Consider the following 26106-nt stretch of genomic DNA (forward strand, 5'->3'; position numbering starts at 1 on the left):
CCCCTGCTTTCTCCCGTAGGACGTATGCGGTATTAGCGTCCCTTTCGGAACGTTGTCCCCCACTAATAGGCAGATTCCTAAGCATTACTCACCCGTCCGCCGCTAGGAATCAGGTGCAAGCACCCTACCCCCGCTCGACTTGCATGTGTTAAGCCTGCCGCCAGCGTTCAATCTGAGCCATGATCAAACTCTTCAGTTAAAATCATTTCGAGTTTTATAAGTAAAACTCTTAAACTTGGCTCATCAATTTTCTGACTTAAATTTCGCTCAAATAAACTTCGAGTAATTCAAACCAATCAATCAATGAAAATAATTTCGATCAATCAACCAGTAAAAATCCACACAAGTTGTTCTTCATAATCTCTTAATGATCTTACTTAAAACCTCGTCGGTTTTAAGCTCCAACCCAATCACTTAACGTTTCGTTTCATGCATTGCATTGGTGTGCTGCGTATTCTATACAGTTTCAGAACCAGTGCAAGAGCTTTTCTTAAAAATATTCAAAAAAGCGCATCGTACGTTTATTTTTTAATCTGAATTGCTATTTTTAGCAGTTTTAATGCTTTTTTCCAGTCATTTTTAGCCCGAAAGTTTAAGCAAATGTGAATTTCTACTAGTTTAGTTTTTATTAAAAGGGATCGTTGCATACGATCCCTTTTAATATTGAACAATAAATTTTAATTTGCCTGCTCGCCAAGCCAATTCATAAATTTTTGTCGTTCAGCTTTAGATGCCTGTTTCCACAACTGAATTAATTGCTGATCAAGCTGACCAACTGATACATTTTCCCGAACGTTTGCAGTAGCCACATTCGGTGTGCTTGCAGTTTGAGTGTAGACCGCTGCCGGCTGATTTGTTGGAGTTACAACTTTATTCGTTGTCAAATCCACAGATTTTCCTAAAATACTTTGCCCTAGTAATGGTTTCGCTGCATCTTTTGCTCCTACCTGCTGAACCAGAAGCTGATTTTTTGCATCATATAAACCAATAATTGGCTGATCTTTATATTTTTTCGCTTCATCAAAATTTTTAGGCGCGTTAATTAAACCCAATTTATAAGCTTCACCATCTTTAAGTTCTGGAGTTTTTACAGTTACTACGCTAGATTTTAAAATATCATGTGAATTGTCATTGTGCTGGAAAAATTCAGTATAACGAACACTAATCGCATTTGTACCAGCATCCAGTTTATAAGTTTGATCTGAGCGTAATAGACCTGAACGTACTTCCTGATCATTCACTGCAATCATCTTGATTTCTTCAGGTACAGTTAATGTCACGGCTGAAAAAACTGATGTGCTGCCCAATAATGCAACTACAGCTGCTGTGATACGTAAATCCATGTCTCTCACTCATTCTGGTTAATATATAAAATTTTCATTGAACTATGCCGTGTACAAATGACAATTCTATGACAAATACTTTGCCTCTACAGCAATTTACTCAGCATTTATCAGACTATCTATTTTCTGATTTCTGCTATATTGCATATAAAAAAAGAAGTACTTAACAGTACTTCTTTCTCATCTCTAAATCGATTATGCGAAGGTCTTAAATCGTTCTGCATCATCCATAAAGGTTTTTTCACCTGGAGGCGCTTCGATTGAACCAAATACCAATTGAGCACGAAGCTTCCAGTTTGATGGAATACTAAAAGTTTGCGCTACTTCTTCATCAATGATCGGATTGTAGTGCTGTAGTGATGCGCCAATATTATGTTCAGCCAAAGCTGTCCAGGTTGCAAACTGCGCAATACCGCTAGCATGCTCTGACCAGATCGGGAAATTATCTGCATACAGCGCAAATTTTTCTTGCATTCCTTTAATGACATTCTGGTCTTCATAAAACAGTGCAGTTCCATAACCTGCCGCAAAACCATCTATTTTGCTATTGGTAGCCTCAAAAGCATCTGCTGACACCAAGTCACGTAAAGTTTCACGCACAATATGCCAGAAAGTATCATGTGATTGACCAAACAAAATCACTACGCGTGAAGATTGTGAGTTAAAAGATGATGGACTATGTTTCACCGCCTCTTTAATGATGTGCTCAATTTCTGCCTGATCCAGGCTGACATTTTTCCCAATGGCATAAATACTACGGCGTTTTTTAATATGATCTAGAAATGCCATGATCTCACCTCGTTCTATTCTGATTTAAAAACCGATAAGATCATCCTAAGCATTTTCACTGCCCAAAACAGTCTTATTTCGATAACAATGTGTTTTATTTATAGAACATTCTCAAAGATGTTAAGGTTGATACTTTGTATCAATCACCTTAGCGCATGCTAATTTCAAAAATCGCCGGTCTTAGCTAAATACTTGGAAGCTGTCTGGATTTACAGACTCAATTTTGTCTTCTATTGCTTCTTCAATTGAACCGAAACAGACCTGAGCACGTAGCAACCAGTTTTCATCAATTTTAAAATGCTCAGCTACAGGGTGATTGATCTGTGCATTATAATGTTGCAAAGAAGCCCCCAGACCGGAATCAGCCAGCGCAGTCCACGCAGCAAACTGTACCATGCCGGAAGTCTGCTCTGACCACAGTGGAAAATCATCGGCACTAAATGGAATCTTTTTCTGTAATTGCTGAATAGCATTCTGATCTTCATAGAATAAAATCGTGCCATAGGCATTTTCACATTGATCCAGTTTGATTCTAATCCCTTCATAGACCGATGCCGGCACATGCTGGCGTTGAACATCTTTCACAATGTTCCAGAATTGATGATGTGAATCGGCAAATAACACGATAATGCGTGCACTTTGTGAATTATAGGCTGAAGAACAGCTATGCACTGCTTCCTGAATCAGCTCGGTCAGATAAGCCTGACTATAATGCACACGCTTACCTAGCTGATAAGCCCCACGGAACTTTTTTAATTTCTCAACAAAAGTGAATTCTAAATGTTCAACTGCTTTACTGTTTTTAGGAAATTTAAAATCCTTAGTAAGGTCACTTGTTAATACCTGCCCAATTTTATTGAGTAATGCCATTTTCTACCCTCTACATATCGCCTGAACTTCAATCACCAGGCAAATCCCATACAATTACAATGGGTTTATTCAGGTAGGCAGGATTTGCTGTTTTTTTCATGCTGCTTTTTTAGAACATTTAAGCCCTTTAAAACAATAAACTCCGCATTTAGCGGAGTTTATGTGATGCAAGTCGCATTAATTATTTTTCAGTTTCAAACAATGCCGCAACGAATGATTTTGCTGAGAATGGACGTAAGTCATCAATTTTCTCACCTACACCGATAAAGCGAATCGGTACATGCGTACGGCTGGCAATATTAAACAGCACACCACCTTTTGCAGTACCATCCAGCTTGGTAATGGTTAAACCCGTTAAACCTACTGCTTCATCAAACATTTCAACTTGATTAATGGCATTCTGTCCTGTACCGGCATCCACCACCAGCATCACTTCATGTGGCGCAGTCGCATCAATCTTCTGCATGACACGTTTAACTTTGGTCAATTCCTGCATCAGGTGACCTTTGTTATGCAAACGGCCTGCAGTATCCGCAATTAAAACATCCACACCTTTGGCACGCGCACTTTCGAAAGCATCAAAAATGACTGAAGCGGAGTCAGCACCATGACCTTGGGCTACGACGGCGATATTGTTGCGTTCACCCCAGATCTGTAACTGCTCAGTTGCAGCAGCACGGAAAGTATCACCCGCAGCCAGCATGACTTTTTTACCTTCGCCTTGCAGACGTTTTGCCAGTTTACCAATGGTCGTGGTTTTACCTACACCATTTACACCCACCACCAGAATCACATACGGATTTTTGTTTGGATCGATATGCAGTGGTTTTACACGCGGAGCCAGCAGAGCCACCAGTTCTTCCTGAAGCGCTTTATACAGCGAGTGAGAATAAATCAGGTCACCACGTGCGGTACGTTCAGTCAAATTGGCAATAATCGTTTTAGTCGCATCAACACCGATGTCTGCAACCAAAAGCTGTTCTTCAACTTCTTCTAATAATTCATCGTCAATTTCTTTGCCACCAATCAGGATATTGACCATCCCATCGGCAAGATTTTTACGGGTTTTGGTTAAACCCTCTTTCATACGGCTAAAGAAACCGCCTTTTGTAGCAGGTTCTTCTTCCTGAGCTTCTGTCGCTACAGGTGCAGAAACTTCAGCAGTGGCGCTTGATGTTTCTACAATCGGCACATTAACCGCAGGTAAACTCGGTAATGTGACATCATCATCTCCGATATCAGCATCAATCAAAAATTTGTTTTGCCCATTAGATTGCTGTTGCATGCCGAATCCTTGAAAAGCATTGCGTTAAAAAATTGAATTCTAGCATAACTTGCAAGGTTTTGAGCGGGCAATCCAATCCATGAATAAACAACCAAAAAATAACAGTGTTTGGTTGCTTTCAATACAAGATTTCTGAAAAATAATCCTAAATACAAATATCTATTCATTGGAAGACTTTGTGTCCCTATCTTTTTTTGCTATCTCCTCCTTATCCAGAATCATTAAACAACGGATTTCTCCAGTCGCAGTACTCATCCTGAGTTTCGGTTTTAACCCCGTACATGCCGCAACCCAGAGTGAATTATCCCGCACCACCATCGAAACATATTTAGGTAATGGCTTAAAAGTCATTATCCGGGAAGATCATCGCTCCCCGATGGTGATGACACAGATCTGGTATAAAGTCGGCAGTAGTGATGAGTCCGGCAATATTCTCGGTGTCTCTCATGCTTTGGAACATATGATGTTTAAAGGCACAAGCAAGGTTCCCAATGATGAATTTACCCGGTTGAGCCGGATTTATGGGGGCAGTATTAATGCCGCAACCTTTACCAATTACACGAACTATTATCAGCTCTATCCCAAAGCCTATTTTCCGATGGCGCTAGAACTTGAATCTGACCGTATGAACAACCTGTTGTTACGCCAGCAAGATTTTGATCCGGAAATTAAAGTGGTAATGGAAGAACGGCGTCAGCGTACTGATGATAATCCGCGTGCCCAGGCATTTGAACGCTTTAGATGGATCAGTTATCCCACCAGTCACTATCGTCAGCCCGTGATTGGTCACATGAAAACGCTTAATAATATTCAGCTGAGTGATGTTAAAAAATGGTATCGAGACTGGTATAGCCCGAATAATGCCATTCTGGTGATTGTCGGTGATTTAGATGTGCAAGAAGCTCTCGTTCAGGTACAGAAATATTTCGGTGATATTCCGGCGCGTCCCACACCCTCACGTAATGATGTACTCGAGTTTGAGCGCTTAGGCTATCGTCATATGGAAATTGAGAGCAATGTTCAGGTGCCTAATCTGTATATGACCTGGAATGTGAAATCTCTAGCTACCGCCAAGAATCCTCAAGATGCCTATGCTCTAACCATTATTCGCAGCCTGCTGGATAGTGGGATTTCTTCTCGGTTGCAGGATCGTCTGGTTCGCGACCGCAAAGTGCTTACTTCTGTGAGTGTATCCTATGATCCTTATAACCGTGGAGATAGCCTGTTTGGTATTTCCGCACTTCCGGCTCCAGGCGTTAACCTGGCAGAAGCACAAACGGCCATCCAGAAAGAAATTGATTTACTAAAAACTGAAACTATTTCTGAGCATGAACTGGCACGGATCAGCACACGCTTTATTTCAAATCTGATTTATAGTCAGGACAGTCTGAGCGGACAGGCCAAAATGATTGGAAACCTTGAAGTAAACGGATTGAGTTACCGTCTGATGGATGAACTGCCTCAGCATTATGCCAGTGTCCGTGCAGAGGATATTCAGCGGGTTGCTAATGCCTATTTTGTCCGTGAAAATTTAAGTACGCTCTACCTTTTGCCTGAACAGAAAGCTCAATAATGGTTATTACAATGTCTAAAGTTCGCTCTCTTATCCTTTTAACCAGCTTAAGCCTCAGTTCAAGCCTTTGGGCAGAAAATTATTTAGATACCCAACCTGATCTGAATGATAATCCCAGTCAGTTACAAGCGATCCCTCTCCTGCAAAGTTTAAAAAATATTAATCAAAAGCAGGCATTCCAAGCACCTTTTATTCATGACTTGAACAATCGCTACAAAGTTCGTACCTTATTTGTTGAAACCCGTGATTTACCTATGGTCGATATTCAACTGACCTTTAATGCCGGATCAGCACGAGATCAGGAAATTGCTAAAGGTCTATTTGGCTTATCCAGCACAGCAGCCAAACTGATGCGTGAAGGAACAGATAAATATACGGCTGCACAGGTGGCTTCCGTCTTCGATGCCACGGGCGCACAATTTAGCGTACAGGCTTATCGCGATATGTTTGTCGTTCGCCTGCGAACTTTGTCAGATCCCAAGAAAATGGAACCTGCTTTGGCCATGATGATGGAAGTTCTCAAAAATGCCACATTCAAGCCTTCCAGCATTCAGCTAGCACTCAGCAATACTCAAGTAGGACAAAAACAGCTTCAGGAAAATCCAAGTAAGCTGATGGATATCCGGTTTTATCGGGCATTGTATGGCCAACACCCTTATGCCGAACCCATTACTGGCACGATTGGCAGTACCAAAAAAATCACAGCTGATTTACTGAAAAAATTCCGCGACCAGTTTCTGGTGGCACAAAACATGAATATTGCCATTACCGGCAAACTCAGTCCTAAACAGGCACTGGAACTTTCTGAACGAATTGCAGGCAATTTGCCTCAAGGACACAAAGCAGTTGCATTAGCTAATCCTGAGGAAAAATCGGGTTTTGATATTGTGCATTTGCCTTATAACTCGTCTCAAGCACATGTGACCTTCGGCCACTTAGGACCAAACCGTTTTACTGAAGATCGGCTTGCTCTGGAAGTAGCCAACCGCATGTTTGGTGGTAGCGGCTTTAATGCAGTACTGATGCAGGAATTAAGGGTAAAACGTGGCTATACCTATGGTGCCTATAGTACATTCAGCTTTAGTCAGGCACCCGGTATATTTAGCTTCCGTTATTCCACTAGACAAGATCAATTACTGGATAGCATTCAGGTCGCACATCAGGCTTTTATCAACTTTGTAAATCAGCCGATTGATACTAAGCGACTGGAAGAAACCAAGGCCGGGATGTTAAGAGCATTTCCGAATAATTACAGCAGCAATGCCACGATCAATGCCCAGTTAGGCACGATGGGCTTTTATGCAGAGCAAGCCGACTATCTGTCACGCTATCCAGAACGTCTAGCCAAAATTACCGCAGCAGATGTGCAAAATGCCGTGCGCAAACATCTGCATCCAGAACGCTTGACACTGGTCGTGGTAAGTCAAGAATTAGATAAAGAAGCATTAAAACTACGACTGGAACAGAACCTGTTAGATCCTTCTACACCACTGCCGAATACGATTCCAATACCTAAGGCATATCCACAGAAACCGGCGGAAGCTGACGAGCCCGTAGAGATTCCTGCTGATACGCCTGCATCAATTTAAGATATTGACCGCGATGGATTCGTTGCTGTTGCAGCAAAGTCTGAGCCATATCCTGGGTTTGGGGTAAGCTCTGCTGTTCTGCAAGTTGCTGAAGTAAATTAAATTGGGAAGTCGTCAGTGGACGATAAATGGCAAATGTAGCCAGGCATAAGATTAATGCCACAATGAAAATAACAACCGCATTATAAATCTGTTCAAGCTTAATTTTATTCAGAAAATCGCTTAATTTTTTGCTATCTATAGCCATACACTACCTCAAGTTGCAGCTAGTGTATGGCTGGGCCCCATGAAGTTCAAGTCAAAGATTGAATGACCAGTATAAATACACATCTCGATATGACTATAAATCGGTTAGGATTTCAACAATTCGTACACACTCCAGGCAATGACCATTGCCGCCAGACCTAAGACCAGTAAAATTGCAAACTTGCTCAAGCCGGCTTCTGCTTCAGGTGGATGCAGTCGATCTTCATCTGCAATTCGGACTAATTCATCATTATAGTGACTATAAAATTCTGCACGCTGGGTTTCGTCCAGAGCGCGGGTAAAATCATAAACTTCTTTACGTTGAGCCAGACTGTAATCACCTAGATGGGTATATTTGTCATAAATTGCCTCATCCAGTTTTTTACGGTGTACATGCGCCAATTCTGTAATCTGACTGGCTGTTGGGGGCATATCAAAACTGAGCCCTTCAAGAGTTCTTTGCATCATGTTGTTCTCCTTTTCTTTTGTTCTATTGTTAAAATCTATACCAACCGCACTTTCATGTGTGTATAGTTTGATCGTACAAACTATAAATTAAGTAAACGGGAAAGCTGATATAGTTGACTTTTCCATTATTCTGTAATATTAGTTTAATAATAGTAAGTTATATTTGTATTTAGACTTAAAAGTCTATCCGAAATCATAATTAAAATTAAGGAGTTTTTATATTATGCAGAATATCTCTCAACATGATTTGGAACATCTGTATGCAGATGCAGTGAATACCATTCAATCGCAAATGAACTTTGTCGATGCAGTAAAACAATTAGAAGATGCAGCGCGCGCCGGTCACGGTAAAGCAGCTCTCTTTTTAGCTGAACTGTATTATCAGGGTTTTCGTGTAGAACGAGATTCACTCAAAGCACAATACTGGCAGAACATGGCCACCATGCAAGCCTGAAGAAACGTCACCTCGGTGACGTTTTTTTATGCCATTTTTTCGAAATACTGCAATTAAGACATAATTTATTACGATTGCTTGCAAAGCTGAAACAGTAATTTCACTGGAACTTTCTAGAATAGAGCTGAACTCTAATAGCACTTTATTTTAACGACAATGCGAAAAATTATTCAATACGACCCGATTTGTAAAAACTTTCTTTTGAGGCTCACCATCCTCAAATCTATGATGTATTGCGGCGTTTTGTGGGGCGTCTATCATCAGGGTTGGGCGATGATGCGCGATCAGGAAGATTATATTTTTCCATTTTGGCTGAATTCCTTGGATGCCAAAAATTATGCCAAGGAACATTGGCCAGGTTATGTACCCCGTAGAATCAACCCGGAAGATTTCGAAAACAACTTGTTACCTACACTGTCCCGACTAGCCGTGACACCTACTTTATGTAGCGGCAATGGCACTAAACTAAAATTATCCATTCCACAGATGCGTCACCTGTTTTTTTCACAACAAAGACTGCACTTTGCCTAAAAACATGTTATTTATAAAGACATAAAATAGACACCTAGAGATGTTCAGCTGGATACATACTCTAGGACTAATAATAATTAGATAAAAAGGACTCAATAGAATGACCAACGTAGCACAAGTGCTCGGTGATAAAGTACATCAGGCAGTTTATACCATCCGTCCAGACTCTACAGTTTTAGAAGCAATTAGCCTGATGGCAGAAAAAGGAATCGGGGCGCTGGTCGTTACCCACGAAGATAGTGTGGTCGGCATTTTGTCAGAGCGTGATTACACCCGTAAAATCGCATTGATGCAAAGAACCTCTTTTGATACCACGGTCAATGAAATTATGACACCTAAAGTCATAACCGTGACTTCTGCAACTTCTGTTGAAGACTGCTTAGCATTAATGACTGACCGCCATTTACGCCACTTACCTGTAGTTGAAAATGACAAACTGATCGGCCTGATTTCGATTGGTGACTTGGTCAAAGCTGCAATGGAAGATCAACGTAAGCTGATTGATCAGTTACAACAGTATATTTCAGGCTAAAATTCTTTCTTAGTTAAATACGTAAATTAAGATTCAAACTCAAAATGTCATTACAAAGAAATGATAATGCCATATCAAAACCAGATCAGATATAAAAAATCCCAGTCTTAAGACTGGGATTTTTTTGATCATGACAATAAATCAAATTAAAGACCGAGTTTCTCTGCGACATAGTCAGAGTCTTTATCACCACGACCTGAAAGATTCACTACAATCTTAGTCTCTTTAGGCAGTTTACCCGCTTCACGAATTGCCCAAGCCACTGCATGTGAACTTTCTAATGCTGGCACAATTCCCTCAACGCGTGACAGGGTCATAAAGGCATCCAGACACTCCTGATCTGTTGCTGTAGTGTATTCCACACGACCTAGATCTTTCAGCAGGCTGTGCTGTGGCCCTACGCCTGGATAATCCAGCCCAGAAGCAATCGAATGCACAGGTAAAGGCTCACCCTGCTCATCTTCGAGTACATAACAGGCCATACCATGCAACTGGCTTGGTTTACCCAAAGTCAGCGTTGCGGAATGCTTATCAGTATTTAAGCCATGACCTGCAGGCTCTACCCCCACCAGTTTCACTTCTGGATCATTCAGGAATGCCGTGAATGCCCCTATGGCATTTGAACCACCACCCACACATGCCACCACAAAGTCTGGGTTTGCACCGAAGCGTTCATTGGTTTGAACCTTGATTTCATCGCCAATAATGGACTGGAAATCACGCACCATCATTGGGAATGGATGCGGTCCTACCACCGAACCAATCGCATAGATATAGTTTTTCGGATCTTTCAAGTATTCTTCAAAAGCACTGTCGACTGCATCTTTAAGGGTCGCAGTACCACGCGTCACAGAAATCAGCTTAGCACCCAAGATTTTCATCTTTACGACGTTTGGATGTTCTTTTTCGATATCCACCTGGCCCATATGAATTTCACATGGAATACCCACCAAAGCACATGCAGTAGCCAATGCTACACCATGCTGACCTGCACCGGTTTCTGCAATGACTTTGGTTTTACCCATATATTTCGCCAGCAGTGCTTCACCAAGGCAGTGATTTATTTTATGTGCACCGGTATGATTCAGGTCTTCACGTTTTAAATAGATCTGTGCTCCACCTAACTGGTCAGAAAGGCGTTTAGCATGAAACAAAGGGCTAGGACGGCCGACATAGTTAGCAAACAGGTCTTTTAATTCATTTTGAAATTCTTCAGTTTGACGGATTTCCTGATAGGCAACATTGATGTCATCCATGGCCTGTTTTAGATCTGGTGGAATGAACTGACCGCCATATTGACCAAAGAAACCCTCTTCATTGGGCAACGCAATACCATTAATTTGATGAGCCATAATAATTCCTGAATATTGGAATAAGGTATAACAAGTGACTTTATACTAGAATAATTCGTTTTAAAGCACTAATAACTATAGATAAAGTCACTTATAGATAAATGGAATCAACGCGCCAGATATTTAGTCATATCCTCAATGCCTTTTAAGGTCATTGGAAACATATGATCTTCAAAGATTTGCTTAATCAGGCCAATAGTATGCGTGTAATGCCAGTATTTTTCTTCTTCAGGATTGAGCCAAGCGGTTTTATCAAAATGCTGACGCAGACGCTGTAACCAGACCTGTCCTGCCTCATCATTCATATATTCGACCGAACCACCGACGGAGTTCAACTCATAGGGTGCCATGCTGGCATCACCCACTACAATCACCCGGTAATCCCTTCCATAGGTATTGAACAGATCCCAGGTATTCATGCGCGAGCTAGAACGACGAACATTATCTTTCCAGACATAGTCGTATAGACAGTTATGGAAATAGAAATATTCCAGAGTCTTGAATTCGGTCTTGGCGGCGCTAAACAGTTTTTCACACTGAGCAATATGCGCATCCATCGATCCGCCGACATCAAACAGCATTAGTACTTTAATGCGGTTACGACGCTCCGGCACCAATTGCACATCCAGAATGCCCTGTTTGGCGGTTTCACGAATAGTGCTATCAATGTCCAGCTCTTCAGCCGCACCCTGACGGGCGAACTTACGCAAACGGCGCAATGCCATCTGCATCTGACGACTACCAAGAATCTGATCATCATCCAGATTACGGTATTGACGCTGTTCCCAGACTTTGACTGCGGAACGTTTACGCCCCGGCCCACCAATGCGCACACCTTCAGGATGATCACCATAGGCACCAAATGGCGACGTGCCACCAGTACCAATCATCTTGTTACCGCCCTGATGTTTTTTATGCTGTTCACGCAGACGCTCTTCCAGCATTTTCATTAGTTCTTCAAGCGATCCGGCTTTTTTCAGTTCTTCACGCTGTTCAGGAGTTAAATGCTTTTCCAGAAGTTCCAGATCAAACCAGTCTTTGGGCAGTTTATGCACCTGATTCAGCAGTTCATCCAGATCAAAAGTCGCGATACCATCAAAGTAATCTTTCATGGCGCGATCGAACTTGTCGAAGTAGCGCTCGTCTTTGACCATCACAGTTTTAGCAAGCTGATAAAACTCGTCCTGATCGGCAAAAACCACGCCTGCCGCTACCGCCTGATTCAGATCAATCAGCTCACGGGTGGAGACTGGTACGCCATATTTTCTGAGGGTATAAAACAATCGCACAAACATGCGTGTTTCTCCCTTAGCGACGCGACATAAAGGCTAGACGTTCAAGCAGCTGCACATCCTGCTCATTTTTGATCAGCGCGCCGTACAAAGGCGGGATCGCTTTGGACTTGTCGGTATTTCTTAAAATGTCTTCCGGCATATCATCTGCCATCAACAGGCTTAACCAGTCGATCAGTTCTGAAGTTGAAGGTGGTTTTTTCAGGCCTGGAATCTGACGTAACTTGAAGAAGACTTGTAGAGCTTCATTCACCAGCGTTGCTGAAATATTCTCAAAATGCACATCGATAATTTCACGCATGGTCGCTTCATCCGGAAACTCGATATAGTGGAAGAAACAACGGCGCAAAAAGGCATCTGGAAGTTCTTTCTCGTTATTTGAAGTGATGATGACAATCGGACGCTGGGTCGCAGTAATGGTTTCACCCGTTTCATAAACAAAGAAAGACATCTTGTCGAGTTCATGCAACAAGTCATTTGGGAACTCGATGTCTGCTTTATCAATCTCATCAATCAGCAATACACAGCGTTCTTCACTGGTAAACGCTTCCCAGAGTTTACCCGGCTTGATGTAGTTCTTGATGTCATAAACGCGATCATCTCCTAACTGACTATCACGTAAGCGTGATACCGCATCATATTCATACAGGCCCTGCTGTGCCTTGGTCGTTGATTTGATATGCCAAGTAATCAGCTTCAGTCCGAGGCTTTGTGCCACTTGTTCAGCCAACAGGGTTTTACCTGTACCCGGCTCACCTTTAACTAGCAAGGGTTTTTGCAAACTACGCGCAGCTTTCACAGCCAGTTTTAAACTGTCAGTGGCAATGTACTGATCCGTACCTGAGAATTGTTGAATATCAGCAGACATGATTGAACCTTATTTTTTTATTTACAGCGGTGAACTTTTCTTGTTTGACCCAAGACCCGTTTTACTGGATGCATAGGTCGACCAGCAATAGCCAATCACAGACCCGATACCAATGACAAATAAAATAAGTGACGCATTAATCCAAACGAGTTCATATTCCTTGGTCAGAATCCCAAACAGCAGCCCGAAAATAGCGGGCGCAACTGAAGCATTGCTGCCTTCAGAAACGGTTGGAGTCAACAGCACGGCAAAGGCCAATAGCCATAAAAAACCGCCCATTGCTTTTGGCATGCGCTTGGTCACGCCATACCAGCAGGCTAACGCAATCAGACTGCCCAGCAGATACACTGCAAACGCAATACTCTGATCAGGAATTGAGTCCAATACAGCTACAAAACCATTCATTTCACAACTCCTGAACTGAGCTTAAGCCCCACGAAGACCTTCTGGTGCTGGCGCATTCGGGTTAATCAAACCTTCTGGTGGCATTTGCAGGAAGAAACCACGGGTAGAAATCGAATCCATCACATGTAAAACATTGGCACGAGCCAGTTTACGCGATTCACTCAATTCAAGATGCATGACAAAAGTCGCACGACCAAACGCAACACGTACCGGTTCAGCCAATACCTCTAGTGGTTCAAATGTTTCGGCTTCGTTCTCATCTGCAGGACGCGCCACATAAAGATACATTTCATCTTTTTTGCTAGATTTGTAGATAGACACTTGCATGTTTCAAACGACTTTTCTGAAAAAACAATCGCAAGGATACATCAAAAAAACGACAGAAACATTAGCCGCTTCAAATGCATCAGTCGTGATTTTGTATAATTGCTTTATCTTTAATCAATCCAGTAAAAATCAATCGACTACTTTCATCTGGGTCGACAGATAAGACTCATCCTGATGCAATACCTTAATTAGAGGCAGAGTTAATAACTCATAGCGCCAGCCGAGCAAGTAGTTTGGCAGATCCTGTTCATCCTTATGACATACCACATGCTGATATAAGGCATTCAGCCATTTCTTGCGCATCAGCACTTCTTTCGGTACAGAGATTTCATGGGATATATTCTGGATCATTGTTTCGACCTTCTCGCCAATCTCTCTGGATGAATGGCGGATTGGACGTGCCAGACGCAATGGCCAGTCGGCTTGATCAGGCAGGAATTTCAACAGATCCAGAATAGTCTTGCCATGTTCACGGACAATATTGGCCCGGATGTCTTTCATCTGACTGAGCTGGAAATTATTGCGCGGGAATTTCTCTACCAGATCAATCATGGTCGAGTTTTTCAAAATGAAGCTGCGTGGCTGATTCAGAGCCTTGGCAATCTGCTCACGCCATACAGCCAGTTGTTGTAACTGCATTAATTGACGGCGTGAATGGCGATAATTACCGACGTCCTGATAAAGCAAGGCAGTCGGTGTTTCTTCACCAATTTCATGGGTCAAAAAACGGCAATCTTCAAGAGCGAAATCGAGCAGATACTTGCTTTCCAGATCCTGTTTGACTTTATCCGACAGTTGCACCAGATAATGCACATCATTGGCTGCATACAGCAACTGCTCAGAGCTTAAAGGCCGTGCCAGCCAGTTAGAGCGGGTCTGATCTTTTTCAATATCGACATCTAGCATCTGTTTCAAGGCATTCTGATAGCTGACCTGCAAACCATGTCCGAGGAATGACATGCCGACCTGTGTATCAAAGACATTGCTCAGGGCTTTTTTCTGGGTGTAATGATAAATCAGGTCAATATCTTCACTGCAGGCATGGAAAATATTCTGTTGAGCATTAAAGATCTTGTTCAGAAATTCACTCAGATCCAGTGTTGTTCCATCCAGCAAATAGACATTGTTATTGACATTGATTTGAAAAACACCAAGTTTTGGCCACAAGGTGTCTACCTTAATGAATTCTGTATCCAGGCCATAGACCGGATTTTGATCCATAAGATTCAGGACATGATTTAAGTCGTGCTGATGTTGAATAAATTGAAACATAAAGACTGAGTCTAAAATTAGATGCTCGATGAAGCTATATTACCCGATATATAGAATTTTTATATAAAAATATGACAACCAAATCACACTTTTTGTTCCATATTTTTCGAATATAGCTTATCTAGTTTATATTTTTAATAATATATTTTTTATATTAAGAGAATATAATTAATATTTCACTTAATTCGCATCCGGTTATGCACTGCCTGACTCAATGTATGACTATCGACATACTCCAGTTCTCCGCCTTGAGGCACCCCTTGAGCGATACGCGTCATTTGCACCGGTAAATGTTTACTGGCTTCAACCAGATAATGTGCGGTTGCTTGTCCTTCAACAGTCGCATTGGTAGCCAGAATCACTTCCTTGATCTGTCCCTGACTTAAGCGTTGCAGTAAATAGGGAATACCGATTTCTTCAGGCCCGATTCCATCTAGAGGTGACAGATGACCACCCAGAACATGATATTTACCGCGGAAACTGCCGCTTTGCTCAATTGCCATTACATCTGCCGGTGATTCCACGACACAAAGCAGTTCATCATCACGCTCAAGTGAGGTACAGATATTACAGACTTCATCTTCCGTCAATGAATGACAGATCGAGCATTCATGAATGTGATCGGTTGCTTCAGTCAGAGCATGTGCCAGACCGATCGCCCCTTCACGATTTTTCATGATTAAATGCAAAGCCATACGCTGGGCCGATTTCGGCCCAACGCTTGGCAAAATGCGTAATGCTTGAACCAGTTGATCAAAACGATCACTAAACATTGCGCATACTTCCTTAGAATAAACCAGCCAGACCAGGTGGTAAGCCCATACCTGAGTTTGCAGACTTCATTTTCTCTTCAGAGATCGCTTCTGCTTGACGCGCTGCATCATTCATCGCTGCTGCAATCAGATCTTCGATCATATCTGGATCGTCCTGTAACAGTTCAGGATTGATCTCGATACGTTTCACCACATTGCGGCAAGTCATGGTGACTTTCACCAGACCGCCACCAGCCTCAGCATGCACTTCAGTTTGCGCAAGCTCTTCTTTGGCTTTTTTCATGTTGTTTTCGACTTCTTTTTGCATGCGCTGTGCTTGCTGCATCAACATATTAATGTTCATAAAGATCTCCGAACATATATTTATAAAATTAGATTAGATCTAAACCGCGTGTAATGTCGCGAATAATATCATCAATCTCTTCCAAACCAACAGAAACGCGAATTAAACCTTCACGAATACCCGCTGCTGCTTTGGCTTCTGGAGACAATTTACCATGCGTGGTTGTTGCCGGATGAGTAATCGTTGATTTCACATCACCTAAGTTACCAGTGATTGAAATGAACTGGGTATTGTCAATTACTTTCCAGGCGCCTTCACGGCCACCTTTCACTTCGAAAGATACGATACCACCGAAACCGGTTTGTTGTTTTGCAGCCAGTTCATGACCGATATGTTCAGGCAAACCAGCATAGTAAACTTTTTCTACTTTCGGATGTGCATTTAAGAACTCAGCCAGTTTTTGTGCATTGGCAGAATGTTCACGCATACGTAAACGTAAAGTTTCCAGACCTTTCAGGAATACCCAGGCATTGAACGGGCTCATAGAAGGACCAGTGGTACGTACATAACCGAAGATTTCTTCAAGCAATTTATGGTTACCTGCCACAGCGCCACCGAGTGCACGGCCCTGGCCATCCAGATATTTAGTCGCAGAATATACGACTAAGTCTGCACCAAATTTGAGTGGTTGTTGTAACACTGGTGTACAGAAGCTGTTGTCAATCGCGAGCAATGCATCATTGGCATGCGCAATATCTGCCAAAGCCTGAATATCTGCCACTTCAGCCAGTGGGTTTGATGGAGATTCAACAAAGAGTAATTTGGTTTCTGGCTTGATGGCATTTTTCCATGCATCCAGATCCGTCAGATCGACAAACTCAACTGCGACACCAAATTTAGCCACGTATTTTTCAAATAGAGAAACTGTTGAACCAAATACGGCACGTGAACAGATGACATGATCACCTGCTTTCAGGTAAGCCATCGCCACCGCCATAATCGCAGCCATACCAGAGCTGGTCGCAACAGCGCGTTCTGCGCCTTCTAAAGCAGCCAGACGCTTTTCAAACATGGCAACAGTTGGATTGGTAAAGCGAGAGTAAATATTACCCGGCTCTTGGCCTGAAAATTTCGCTGCAGCTTCAGCCGCATTTTCATAAACAAATGACGATGTTAGAAAAATCGGTTCACCATGCTCACCCTCAAAGCTGCGGGTGTGACCGGTACGGATGGCTAAAGTTTCCAATTGATAGTTAAAATCGTCTTGCTGGCTCATCACTTTACTTCAGCCCAAAGGCTGCCTTTTGTAAAAAATTGCCAACATTTTGAGCGTCTAAGCTATTTCAGGTCAAGGCATAATAAGCAATTATTGCTTAGACTTCGACCAATTCTCCTTTGTATACGGATAAATTATTTACATGATTCAGTTAAAACAAAATATTCAACGCCAGAAGAAAAAATTAAAACACCTGAATGCACGGTTATTTAACTCGTCTTCCCTGATTCTTTCGCAAAAAACACCCTTTGAATATATTGCTGCGACTGAGTTCTGCAAAATTCGCTATTATGCAGCACCTGAAAAAAAGTACCGTGAGCCGTTAGTCTTTGTTGCCCCTCTTGCGATCAATATGGATATTTATGATCTGTATCCTTACCGTTCACTGGTCAAGCATTTTCAGCATAGCGGTTTTGATGTCTATTTAGTGGAATGGAAACGTTTCCGTTATAAACACCGTCACTTGAACTTTCTGTCTTTTATTGACGGCACGATTCCTCAGGCGATTGAACGGATCTGCTCGCATTCAGGCAGTCAGTTTATTTCCCTGCATGGCTGGAGCATGGCAGGAATTTTCGTCACGCTTTATACAGCATTGCATTCGCCTGAACATGTTAAAAACCTGATTGTGCTGGGCAGTCCGATTGACAGTTATGCTTCAGGTCGAGTCGGCAAGTTATTTAGTACCACCAATAAGCTCATTTCTAAAAATAAAAACCTGCAACAGGCCATTCACCAAGGATTGATTCCCAAGGAATATATTCATTCGCCCGGCATCATCAATGCATTGGGATTTAAGCTGCTTGATCCGATTGGCTGGTTTAAAAGCCAGAAGCAGTTTTTGATGAACCTAGAAAATGTTGAACATGTTTATGAACATGCCACCATGGGCAATTTTCTGAACAAGATGATTGATTATCCGGGCGGAATCAATCAGGACATGGTGCTGCACTTATGGCTGCAAAATCCTTTAAAAAATGGCTCAATGACTTTAAACGGCCGAACGATTGACCTAAAAAATATTAATTGTTCCTTACTGGTCGGGGCTGGGAAAACCGATCAGATTGTTACGGAACAATCAGCTAAACCTTTGATGGAATTGACAAGTAGTACCGATAAGACGTTTACTCTTATACCGGGTGGTCATCTTGGACTGATGTCCAATCAGAAAACAGCCAATACATTCTGGCCGAAACTGACCACCTGGCTGGCACAACGCTCAACCCGGATAGATGCTTAATTCAGGAAGAGCCGGCAATTTTCAGGTATTTATTATTTTATTCAGAGGGTATGACATGATTCAGTCAGTGGCATTTATTGGTTTAGGCGCAATGGGTTATCGCATGGCAGCGCATTTACCCAAGCATTTTGAGACAGTCTATGTCTGGAACCGTACTTTCGCCAAAGCTGAAGAACATGCTGCTGAATATGGCACACAGGCTGTTGCACTGGAACAGGCAGTTCAGGCAGATATTATTTTTTCATGCCTGCCGACCAGTGCCGATGTTGAAGCATTAGTTCAAGGTCTCAGCCTTAAAGCTGGCAGTATCTGGGTAGACTGTACCAGTGGTGTTCCTGACGCGGCTCGACGTTTAGAGGAAGCACTGGCTGAACAGGGTGTGATTTTCATGGATGCGCCTGTGAGTGGCCAGACCATTGGTGCGGAAAATGGCACATTGACTGTGATGGTCGGCGGTAATGCGGAAGGCTTTGAAAAAGCCCTGCCAGCAATGCAGGCTTTTGGCAAATTGATCAAGCATGTGGGCACATCAGGTGCTGGCTTTGCGGTAAAAGCGGTAAATAATATGTTACTGGCTGTAAACCTGTGTGCGGCTGCAGAAGGCTTTACCACACTGAAAGCGCACGGTGTTGACCTGAATGAAGCATTGGATTGTATCAATGCATCAAGCGGCAAAAGCAATGTGACTGAAACCGTTTTACCACAGCGTGTTTTGAACCGTAGCTTCCCTGTTACCTTTGCCCTGCCTCTCTTGGCCAAAGATACCGGTATTGCACTTGATCTTGCGCGTGATGCCAAACTGGCAGTGCCACTTCTTGCTTTAGGTCAAAGTCTAGTGCAAGCCGCTAGCAATCTGTCGGATAAAAACAGTGACTTTTCCAGTGCTGTAAAAATGTATGAATCATGGAGTAATATTACTATTGAGTAATATCTCGCCATTGAATAATAATAAACAAACCTAATATTGTGACTATAGACTAGCCACATGCAGTGATACCTGAGGAAACTCTTATGAATAAGTTATTTGTTGCAACACTCGTCGGTTCTGTAACATTGTTTGGGGCTTCAACATCGGTTCTTGCATCTGAACAGGAATGCAAAAAATTAAAAAATGACCATGATGTCATTTATGCATCAAAAGGTTTCTGTTTCAAGGATCCTGAAGCAAAAGCAAAGTTTAATGACAATTGCTACACAACCAAGCCAAAATTTTCAGAAAAAGAGCAGCAACGTCTTGACGCGATCAAAGAACGTCAGAAAGAATTGAACTGTAAATAATACAATTCAATTCTGCTCAAGGAATGCACTTATGACTTACGATGACCAAAATATTTTTGCACGAATTCTGCGTGGTGAACTTCCAGCAATTAAAGTGTATGAAGATGACCAAGTTCTTGCATTTATGGACATCATGCCACAGGCCGATGGTCATACTCTGGTCATTCCTAAAACACCCGCAATTACCTTGCTTGACCTGGATCCTGAAATTGCAGCCTATACCATTCAGGTGGTGCAAAAAATTGCCAAAGCGATTGAAAAAGGTTTAGGTGTAGATGGCATTGTACTGATGCAGCTCTCCGGCGCTGCGGCGGGTCAGACTGTTCCGCATGTCCATTTCCATCTGGTACCTACTTCTTTGCACAACCTTGGCAAACATGCTGCACAAATGGGCGATCAGGAAAAAATCAAGCAACTGGCAGAGAAAATTAAAGCTGCCCTGTAAGCTATTCTTAATATTTAAAAATGGAGCTTCGGCTCCATTTTTTATGTTTGATGTATTTCACCTTGAATTAAGCCACTAAAATATTAATAAAAGTCACCTAGCCTATTTTTAGGTTTTACAGCAAACACCGAGCCTAGTTGTATTTGTATCAATCCTGCTTATCCCACTCACAATTCTATAAAAAAATAAGACAATGATTGTCTTTAATATTTCTGAAATATTTCCTTAATCATATTGACTTATTTGTAATGAATACTTGGCACCAATAGAGCAGTAGATGTTTCAAAACAATACTGAAACTTGTTTTTAAGACGATGAATAAAAAAGTCTTTATTGGAGCAACACATGAAAAAAACGTTATCTGCATTAGCAATCGGGGCAACAATTTTAACACCAGTAATGGCAGCTGCTGCTGATGTTAAAGTGTATGGTCGTGCACACGTTTCTTTAGATTATCTGGATGATGGCCAGGATTATAACGAAGTAGGTCTTTCTTCAAACTCTTCACGCCTAGGCTTTAAAGCTGAACAAAAACTAGAAAATGGTATGACCGTATTTGGTCAAATCGAACAGGAAATTAACTTTGCAAGTGGTTCTGCAAACGATGATGTTGAATTTGCAACTCGTGATACTTTTGTTGGTTTAAAAGGTGATTTCGGTCAAGCGCGTATCGGCCGTTTTGACAGCCCATTCAAAGTAGCACGTGGCCCGGTCAACTTCTTTGGTGATATGGTTGGTGACGTTCGTAACGTCACGCGTGTAGGCAACCTGCGTTTTGATGAACGTAATGCCAATACGATTGAATATAAATCACCAAAATTCGGCAACGGATTTAATGTTCTGGGTGCACTTTCCCTACATGAAGCCAACAGCCCGGATGCATCTAAGGATGGTGAAAAAGATAAAGATAAGGCTTATGACCTCGCTTTAACCTATAAAGAAGGTAAAGTTGATTTCGCCGCTGCATATGAACACTATGAAGAAGAAGCTGCCCGTGGTGAGCGCGATGGTTTCCGTATCGCAGGTGCTTACAAAATCACACCTGAATTCAACTTGGGTGGTTTATACCAATTCCTTCAACACGATAATTCTGAAGCAAACCCAGATGCACAAGTATTTGGTATAGCCGGTGAGTATAAATTTGCACCAAAAACCTCATTCCGTGGTGAAGTATTCCACCGCGATGTCGATGCGGACGATGCGAATGCAACTTTACTGGCAATCGGACTTGAGCACCGTTTAGATCCAACAGTTCGCGTTTATGGCAACATAGCAACTGTATTAAATGATGAAAACTCAAACCTTACCCCTTGGGCACAAGCTCGTACCAATGCTGTAGGTGGCGTACGCGGTGAAGACAGCCTAGGTCTTTCTCTAGGTATGCGTTACGACTTCTAAAACCTCCCCAATTTCATATTAGAAGAGAGCCTGCCTGATGCTGGTTCTTTTTTATTTTTTAATTAATCCTGACTATTTTAATTAGAATAAAAACCAAATAAAAACCCCAGCAAAATAGTCAGATTTAATAAGATTAAAAAATAAATCCCAACCATTTTAATCAGATTAATTTTATCTATTTAATAATTAAACCAAGCAAATTAATCCACTTTAAAAATATAAATATAAGCATTTTAGTCAGATTTAAATAATCTGTTTTTTACACAAAATAATCACAAATATTTAGAATAATTATCAAACCTTTAATAGTATATTATTAATATTTTCAATAACTTATAAATATATGTTTATTTAAACTATTTAGTCTATTTATTTTTTAGTTACAATCGATTAATAATATATAACAAACCACATAATAGGCTTGTTCACATGAGCTTAGTTTCTAAAAACTTAAACCAAAAAACAGTAAGAGAGATTACTGCGATTTTAATTATCAAGATCATTCTACTTCTGGTAATTAAAAATATTTGGTTTGATGCGCCTACTATTCCAAAAGATTTTGACACTCAAGTCGCCGAGCGTATCGCCGGCAATCCTTCCCAAATCAAGGAGACACGTTGATGATTTCTGAAAGCGTGGTCGATCTTTCGCGGTTCCAGTTCGCTATGACTGCGATGTATCACTTTATTTTTGTTCCACTGACCTTAGGCCTGGCATTTCTGCTTGCCATCATGGAAACCACCTATGTGATTTCCGGCAAAGAAATTTACAAGGACATGACTAAGTTTTGGGGAAAACTGTTCGGGATTAACTTTGCCTTAGGGGTAACCACAGGCTTGACCATGGAGTTCCAGTTCGGAACCAACTGGGCATATTATTCGCATTATGTGGGTGATATTTTCGGTGCACCATTGGCTATTGAAGGTTTGATGGCCTTCTTCCTTGAATCTACTTTCATTGGTTTATTTTTCTTCGGTTGGGACCGTTTATCCAAAGTACAGCATCTGGGCGTGACCTGGTTAGTAGCATTGGGATCTAACATGTCTGCACTGTGGATTCTGGTTGCCAATGGCTGGATGCAAAACCCGGTCGGTTCAGCATTCAACTATGAAACCATGCGTATGGAAATGGTGGACTTTGCAGCACTGATCTTTAACCCTGTTGCACAGGTTAAATTCGTACATACTGTTTCTGCAGGTTATGTGACTGGTGCCATTTTCGTACTGGCAATTTCAAGTTACTACATGCTGAAAAAACGTGACCTGCCATTTGCACGCCGTTCATTTGCGATTGCTGCCATTTTCGGTTTAGCGTCTACACTTTCAGTGATCCTGCTGGGCGATGAGTCTGGTTATGAAATTGGTGATGTACAGAAAACCAAACTGGCTGCGATTGAAGCAGAATGGGAAACTGAACCAGCGCCTGCAGCATTTACTTTATTTGGCTTCCCAAATAAAGAAACCATGTCTACCGATTATGCTGTGAAAATTCCTTATGTTATGGGGATCATCGCCACACGTTCTGTAGATACTCCTGTTACCGGTATTAAAGACCTGCTGGTAGAACATGAAGGTCGTATCCGAAACGGTATGGTGGCTTATGAACAACTGGAAAAACTACGTGCTGGCGATCAGTCTCCTGAGCTGAAAGCTGCATTTGCAGAAACTCAAAAAGATTTGGGCTACGGTCTGCTTCTGAAAAAATATACTGCAAATGTTGTAGATGCTTCTGACGAGCAAATTAAGGCAGCGGCAAAAGATACTATTCCACATGTACCAAGCCTGTTCTGGGCATTTCGTGCCATGGTCGCTTCTGGCTTCCTGATGCTGGTTCTATTTGTTCTTGCAACTTTTGCGGTGGCTAAACGCAATGCAGAAAACAAACCTTGGTTATTAAAATTTGCATTATTTGCACTACCACTTCCATGGATTGCGGCACAAACTGGCTGGTTTGTCGCTGAAGTAGGTCGTCAACCTTGGACCATTGGTGAGGTTCTGCCTACACACCTGTCGACTTCAAGCTTAAGCACAGGCGATGTATGGGGTTCAATCATTGCATTAGCAGCGTTCTACACTGTACTGCTGATCATTGAAATGTACTTAATGATTAAATTCTCACGCCTTGGCCCAAGTTCTCTACATACTGGTAAATACCACTTCGAGAAACTTGAAGCTGCAAAAAAGGCAAATGAGGAGGCTCAAGCATGATCGAATATGAATTACTCAAAATAATCTGGTGGGTACTGGTTGGCGTCTTGCTGATTGGTTTCGCCCTGACTGATGGCTTTGATATGGGCTCCATGGCGATCATGCCATTCGTGGGTCAGAATGATGAAGAACGTCGTGCGGCAATCAATACGATTGCCCCGCATTGGGATGGTAACCAGGTCTGGTTTATTACTGCGGGTGGTGCCCTGTTTGCTGCCTGGCCAATGGTTTATGCAACTGCCTTTTCTGGTATGTACTGGGCACTTCTGCTTGTTCTGTTTGCCTTATTCCTGCGTCCAGTAGGATTCGACTATCGCTCCAAACTGGAAAATACCAAATGGCGTAATGCCTGGGATTGGGGCCTGGCAGTTGGTGGTGCTGTGCCTGCACTGGTTTTCGGTGTCGCATTCGGCAATATGTTCCTGGGTGTTCCATTTACATTAGACGAAACAGTTCGTTCGACTTATTCTGGCAGCGTCTTTGCCCTGCTCAATCCATTTGCACTGGTATGTGGTGTTGTCAGCTTATCTATGCTGTGTGCACACGGTGGTGCATGGTTGATGCTACGTACAGATGGCGATTTACGTGAACGTTCTGCCAAAGCAACCAAAATCATGGGGATTGTTTATCTGGTAGCTTTCCTGGCTGCAGGCGCTTGGCTGTACTTTGGTGGTATTCAAGGCTACACCCTGGTTACACCTTTTGATACCAATGGTGTTGCCAACCCGCTTGCCAAAGAAGTGATGACCAATGCCAATCCAGGCTGGATGAACAACTATTCGACTTATCCAATCACAATGGCTGCTCCAATTGCCGGCATTTTGGGTGGCTTGATCATTGTACTGGCAGCAGGTAAAAATAAAGCAGGCCTGAGCTTCCTGGGTTCATCCCTGGCAGTGATCGGTGCAATTTTGACTGCCGGTTTTGCCCTGTTCCCATTCCTGATGCCTTCAAGCATTAATCCGGTTGCAAGCTTAACCATGTGGGATGCGGTCTCCAGCCAAAATACCTTAACTGTGATGACTGTGGCTGCATGCATCTTCGTTCCACTGATTCTGTGCTACACCACTTGGTGTTACTACAAGATGTGGGGCGTGATTACCAAAAAACATATTCAAGAGAATTCACACAGCCTGTACTAAGGCTGTGTCTTAGGAGATAAAATTATGTGGTATTTCGCATGGATTCTCGGCATTTTGATGGCCTGTTTCGCTGGTGTACTCAGTGCACTATATATTGAAAATCATCAAGACCTGGATGAGAAATAAGAGATGACAGACGCTGCAGTTGAACAAGTAAAGATAGAAAAAAAATCTAACCCTTTTGCAATGGTGATTTCTTGCCTATTGGCTTTTCCACTCGCAGCGGTGTTGCTGGTTCATCCTGCTGCAATGCTGGATGCCAACGGGGAATATAGCCACCGCGCCATGATGTTTATCATGATCGGCATTTCAGGCGGTTTTATTCACGGGGTTGGCTTTATCCCTCAGCACTGGTTCTGGAAATGGCTATTTAGTCCGTTTCTGGCTTGGCCGTTAATGCTATGGGGTTATTACACCTGGTTTCTTAATTAGGTATTAAACAGCCAAAAACAAAGCCCTCATTTGAGGGCTTTTTGTTCTTTATTTCTTTTGTGAAACACAGCCTGTTTCATAGGTAGTTCCCAAATCCTGAAGGGATTGAGTAAACTGATTATCCAGTGTACTCACAAACCGGAATTCATCCTGCGCTGTCGCAAGATGCAGATTCTGTTCTGATAGATACTTTAACTGCTTTAAACCGGTTGCATATTCACAGGCTTTAGCAATCATAAGTGCAGGATGCTCACGTCGGTCTACCGATGAGTTCAACACGGCAAGTTTTAGCTCTAACTCATCATATTTTTGTTTGGTTTGCGCCTTAAATTCAGCCTGACTCAGTGGTTTGGCCCAAGCTGAAACAGATAAGCCCAAAATTCCAATGGCTATAATTAATTTATGCATTTTCCCCTCAACAATAAAAATTACATAC

The 26106-nt window shown here is 42.2% G+C and carries 31 protein-coding genes and 1 rRNA gene; 15 read left to right on the top strand and 17 right to left on the bottom strand.

What is annotated here, in order from left to right:
* The 5 genes from ACEWB7_RS10195 to ftsY form a co-directional block, all read right to left on the bottom strand.
* Window positions 1-199 (bottom strand): 16S ribosomal RNA (locus tag ACEWB7_RS10195); the annotation flags it as partial.
* A 478-nt stretch (window positions 200-677) separates the two neighbouring features.
* Window positions 678-1343 (bottom strand): DUF2057 domain-containing protein, encoded by a 666-nt coding sequence (locus ACEWB7_RS10200; RefSeq protein WP_312308547.1) that lies wholly within the window; start codon window positions 1341-1343, stop codon window positions 678-680.
* 195 nt (window positions 1344-1538) lie between these two features.
* Complete coding sequence (locus ACEWB7_RS10205; RefSeq protein ID WP_004783692.1) at window positions 1539-2132, bottom strand: nitroreductase family protein; 594 nt, start codon at window positions 2130-2132, stop codon at window positions 1539-1541.
* A 180-nt stretch (window positions 2133-2312) separates the two neighbouring features.
* Window positions 2313-3002 carry a nitroreductase family protein gene (locus ACEWB7_RS10210; RefSeq protein ID WP_312308548.1) on the bottom strand — a complete coding sequence of 230 codons (690 nt, stop codon included), beginning with the start codon at window positions 3000-3002 and terminating at the stop codon, window positions 2313-2315.
* A gap of 181 nt (window positions 3003-3183) precedes the next feature.
* Complete coding sequence (gene ftsY, locus ACEWB7_RS10215) at window positions 3184-4287, bottom strand: signal recognition particle-docking protein FtsY (RefSeq protein WP_312308549.1); 1104 nt, start codon at window positions 4285-4287, stop codon at window positions 3184-3186.
* 232 nt (window positions 4288-4519) lie between these two features.
* Between ftsY and ACEWB7_RS10220 the strand changes: the two genes are divergently transcribed.
* A complete protein-coding gene (locus ACEWB7_RS10220) occupies window positions 4520-5860 on the top strand; it encodes a M16 family metallopeptidase (protein ID WP_376745835.1) in 1341 nt (446 codons plus the stop codon).
* Window positions 5861-5871: 11 nt separating this feature from the next.
* Window positions 5872-7449, top strand: a complete 1578-nt coding sequence (locus ACEWB7_RS10225) for a M16 family metallopeptidase (protein ID WP_284879585.1) — start codon at window positions 5872-5874, stop codon at window positions 7447-7449.
* Here the strand turns inward: ACEWB7_RS10225 and ACEWB7_RS10230 are convergent.
* Both ACEWB7_RS10230 and ACEWB7_RS10235 read right to left on the bottom strand, forming a co-directional pair.
* The gene (locus ACEWB7_RS10230; RefSeq protein ID WP_125279147.1) at window positions 7373-7696 is read right to left on the bottom strand and encodes a hypothetical protein; all 324 of its coding nucleotides are present in this window, start codon (window positions 7694-7696) and stop codon (window positions 7373-7375) included. The genes ACEWB7_RS10225 and ACEWB7_RS10230 overlap by 77 nt on opposite strands.
* 104 nt (window positions 7697-7800) lie before the next feature.
* Complete coding sequence (locus ACEWB7_RS10235) at window positions 7801-8163, bottom strand: hypothetical protein (RefSeq protein WP_411580726.1); 363 nt, start codon at window positions 8161-8163, stop codon at window positions 7801-7803.
* 220 nt (window positions 8164-8383) lie between these two features.
* On the opposite strand from ACEWB7_RS10235, the gene ACEWB7_RS10240 reads away from it, so the two are divergent.
* The 3 genes from ACEWB7_RS10240 (at window position 8384) to ACEWB7_RS10250 (ending at window position 9680) form a co-directional block, all read left to right on the top strand.
* Window positions 8384-8617 carry a hypothetical protein gene (locus ACEWB7_RS10240; RefSeq protein WP_034171084.1) on the top strand — a complete coding sequence of 78 codons (234 nt, stop codon included), beginning with the start codon at window positions 8384-8386 and terminating at the stop codon, window positions 8615-8617.
* 156 nt (window positions 8618-8773) lie between these two features.
* On the top strand, window positions 8774-9148 hold the full coding sequence (locus tag ACEWB7_RS10245) for a DUF2750 domain-containing protein (RefSeq protein ID WP_034171083.1): 375 nt from the start codon (window positions 8774-8776) through the stop codon (window positions 9146-9148).
* Window positions 9149-9248: 100 nt separating this feature from the next.
* Window positions 9249-9680, top strand: coding sequence for a CBS domain-containing protein (locus tag ACEWB7_RS10250; protein WP_125279146.1), 432 nt, complete (start codon window positions 9249-9251; stop codon window positions 9678-9680).
* Between the two features lie 146 nt (window positions 9681-9826).
* Here the strand turns inward: ACEWB7_RS10250 and trpB are convergent, their stop codons facing one another.
* The 9 genes from trpB to ACEWB7_RS10295 all read right to left on the bottom strand — a co-directional run bounded on the left by trpB (window position 9827) and on the right by ACEWB7_RS10295 (window position 17528).
* The gene (gene trpB / locus ACEWB7_RS10255; RefSeq protein WP_312308554.1) at window positions 9827-11032 is read right to left on the bottom strand and encodes a tryptophan synthase subunit beta; all 1206 of its coding nucleotides are present in this window, start codon (window positions 11030-11032) and stop codon (window positions 9827-9829) included.
* Between the two features lie 107 nt (window positions 11033-11139).
* On the bottom strand, window positions 11140-12327 hold the full coding sequence (locus ACEWB7_RS10260; RefSeq protein WP_312308556.1) for a vWA domain-containing protein: 1188 nt from the start codon (window positions 12325-12327) through the stop codon (window positions 11140-11142).
* A gap of 13 nt (window positions 12328-12340) precedes the next feature.
* Complete coding sequence (locus ACEWB7_RS10265; protein ID WP_104426039.1) at window positions 12341-13192, bottom strand: AAA family ATPase; 852 nt, start codon at window positions 13190-13192, stop codon at window positions 12341-12343.
* Between the two features lie 21 nt (window positions 13193-13213).
* Window positions 13214-13597 carry a hypothetical protein gene (locus ACEWB7_RS10270; protein ID WP_180003755.1) on the bottom strand — a complete coding sequence of 128 codons (384 nt, stop codon included), beginning with the start codon at window positions 13595-13597 and terminating at the stop codon, window positions 13214-13216.
* Window positions 13598-13618: 21 nt separating this feature from the next.
* Window positions 13619-13924 carry a YcgL domain-containing protein gene (locus tag ACEWB7_RS10275; RefSeq protein WP_004783715.1) on the bottom strand — a complete coding sequence of 102 codons (306 nt, stop codon included), beginning with the start codon at window positions 13922-13924 and terminating at the stop codon, window positions 13619-13621.
* Between the two features lie 129 nt (window positions 13925-14053).
* Window positions 14054-15196 carry a ribonuclease D gene (locus ACEWB7_RS10280; RefSeq protein WP_125279142.1) on the bottom strand — a complete coding sequence of 381 codons (1143 nt, stop codon included), beginning with the start codon at window positions 15194-15196 and terminating at the stop codon, window positions 14054-14056.
* 176 nt (window positions 15197-15372) lie between these two features.
* Window positions 15373-15969 (bottom strand): recombination mediator RecR, encoded by a 597-nt coding sequence (gene recR, locus ACEWB7_RS10285; RefSeq protein WP_125279141.1) that lies wholly within the window; start codon window positions 15967-15969, stop codon window positions 15373-15375.
* A 13-nt stretch (window positions 15970-15982) separates the two neighbouring features.
* A complete protein-coding gene (locus ACEWB7_RS10290; RefSeq protein WP_125279140.1) occupies window positions 15983-16312 on the bottom strand; it encodes a YbaB/EbfC family nucleoid-associated protein in 330 nt (109 codons plus the stop codon).
* 28 nt (window positions 16313-16340) lie between these two features.
* On the bottom strand, window positions 16341-17528 hold the full coding sequence (locus ACEWB7_RS10295) for an O-succinylhomoserine sulfhydrylase (protein ID WP_125279139.1): 1188 nt from the start codon (window positions 17526-17528) through the stop codon (window positions 16341-16343).
* A gap of 142 nt (window positions 17529-17670) precedes the next feature.
* Between ACEWB7_RS10295 and ACEWB7_RS10300 the strand changes: the two genes are divergently transcribed.
* The 10 genes from ACEWB7_RS10300 to ACEWB7_RS10345 all read left to right on the top strand — a co-directional run bounded on the left by ACEWB7_RS10300 (window position 17671) and on the right by ACEWB7_RS10345 (window position 25670).
* On the top strand, window positions 17671-18768 hold the full coding sequence (locus ACEWB7_RS10300) for an alpha/beta fold hydrolase (RefSeq protein ID WP_125279138.1): 1098 nt from the start codon (window positions 17671-17673) through the stop codon (window positions 18766-18768).
* Between the two features lie 55 nt (window positions 18769-18823).
* On the top strand, window positions 18824-19696 hold the full coding sequence (locus ACEWB7_RS10305) for an NAD(P)-dependent oxidoreductase (RefSeq protein WP_125279137.1): 873 nt from the start codon (window positions 18824-18826) through the stop codon (window positions 19694-19696).
* A gap of 83 nt (window positions 19697-19779) precedes the next feature.
* Entirely contained in the window at window positions 19780-20046 is a 267-nt protein-coding gene (locus ACEWB7_RS10310; protein WP_125279136.1) for a YARHG domain-containing protein, read from the top strand.
* A 31-nt stretch (window positions 20047-20077) separates the two neighbouring features.
* Window positions 20078-20491 carry an HIT family protein gene (locus ACEWB7_RS10315; RefSeq protein ID WP_034171073.1) on the top strand — a complete coding sequence of 138 codons (414 nt, stop codon included), beginning with the start codon at window positions 20078-20080 and terminating at the stop codon, window positions 20489-20491.
* 345 nt (window positions 20492-20836) lie between these two features.
* The gene (locus tag ACEWB7_RS10320; RefSeq protein WP_104426033.1) at window positions 20837-21889 is read left to right on the top strand and encodes a porin; all 1053 of its coding nucleotides are present in this window, start codon (window positions 20837-20839) and stop codon (window positions 21887-21889) included.
* Window positions 21890-22318: 429 nt separating this feature from the next.
* Entirely contained in the window at window positions 22319-22510 is a 192-nt protein-coding gene (gene cydP / locus ACEWB7_RS10325; RefSeq protein ID WP_004783737.1) for a cytochrome oxidase putative small subunit CydP, read from the top strand.
* Window positions 22510-24096 (top strand): cytochrome ubiquinol oxidase subunit I, encoded by a 1587-nt coding sequence (locus ACEWB7_RS10330; protein WP_125279135.1) that lies wholly within the window; start codon window positions 22510-22512, stop codon window positions 24094-24096. Before cydP ends, ACEWB7_RS10330 begins: the two co-directional genes overlap by 1 nt.
* Complete coding sequence (gene cydB / locus ACEWB7_RS10335) at window positions 24093-25238, top strand: cytochrome d ubiquinol oxidase subunit II (protein ID WP_312308563.1); 1146 nt, start codon at window positions 24093-24095, stop codon at window positions 25236-25238. The genes ACEWB7_RS10330 and cydB overlap by 4 nt, the downstream gene beginning before the upstream one ends.
* Window positions 25239-25262: 24 nt before the next feature.
* Window positions 25263-25364 (top strand): cytochrome bd-I oxidase subunit CydX, encoded by a 102-nt coding sequence (gene cydX / locus ACEWB7_RS10340; RefSeq protein ID WP_004783742.1) that lies wholly within the window; start codon window positions 25263-25265, stop codon window positions 25362-25364.
* A 3-nt stretch (window positions 25365-25367) separates the two neighbouring features.
* A complete protein-coding gene (locus ACEWB7_RS10345; protein WP_159123153.1) occupies window positions 25368-25670 on the top strand; it encodes a cyd operon YbgE family protein in 303 nt (100 codons plus the stop codon).
* A 48-nt stretch (window positions 25671-25718) separates the two neighbouring features.
* Here the strand turns inward: ACEWB7_RS10345 and ACEWB7_RS10350 are convergent, their stop codons facing one another.
* Window positions 25719-26078: a hypothetical protein gene (locus tag ACEWB7_RS10350; protein ID WP_227607366.1), complete on the bottom strand. Its 360-nt coding sequence runs from the start codon at window positions 26076-26078 to the stop codon at window positions 25719-25721.
* Window positions 26079-26106: the final 28 nt, after the last annotated feature.

The organism is Acinetobacter sp. NIOH-H-8, assembly GCF_046635365.1.
Lineage (GTDB): Bacteria > Pseudomonadota > Gammaproteobacteria > Pseudomonadales > Moraxellaceae > Acinetobacter.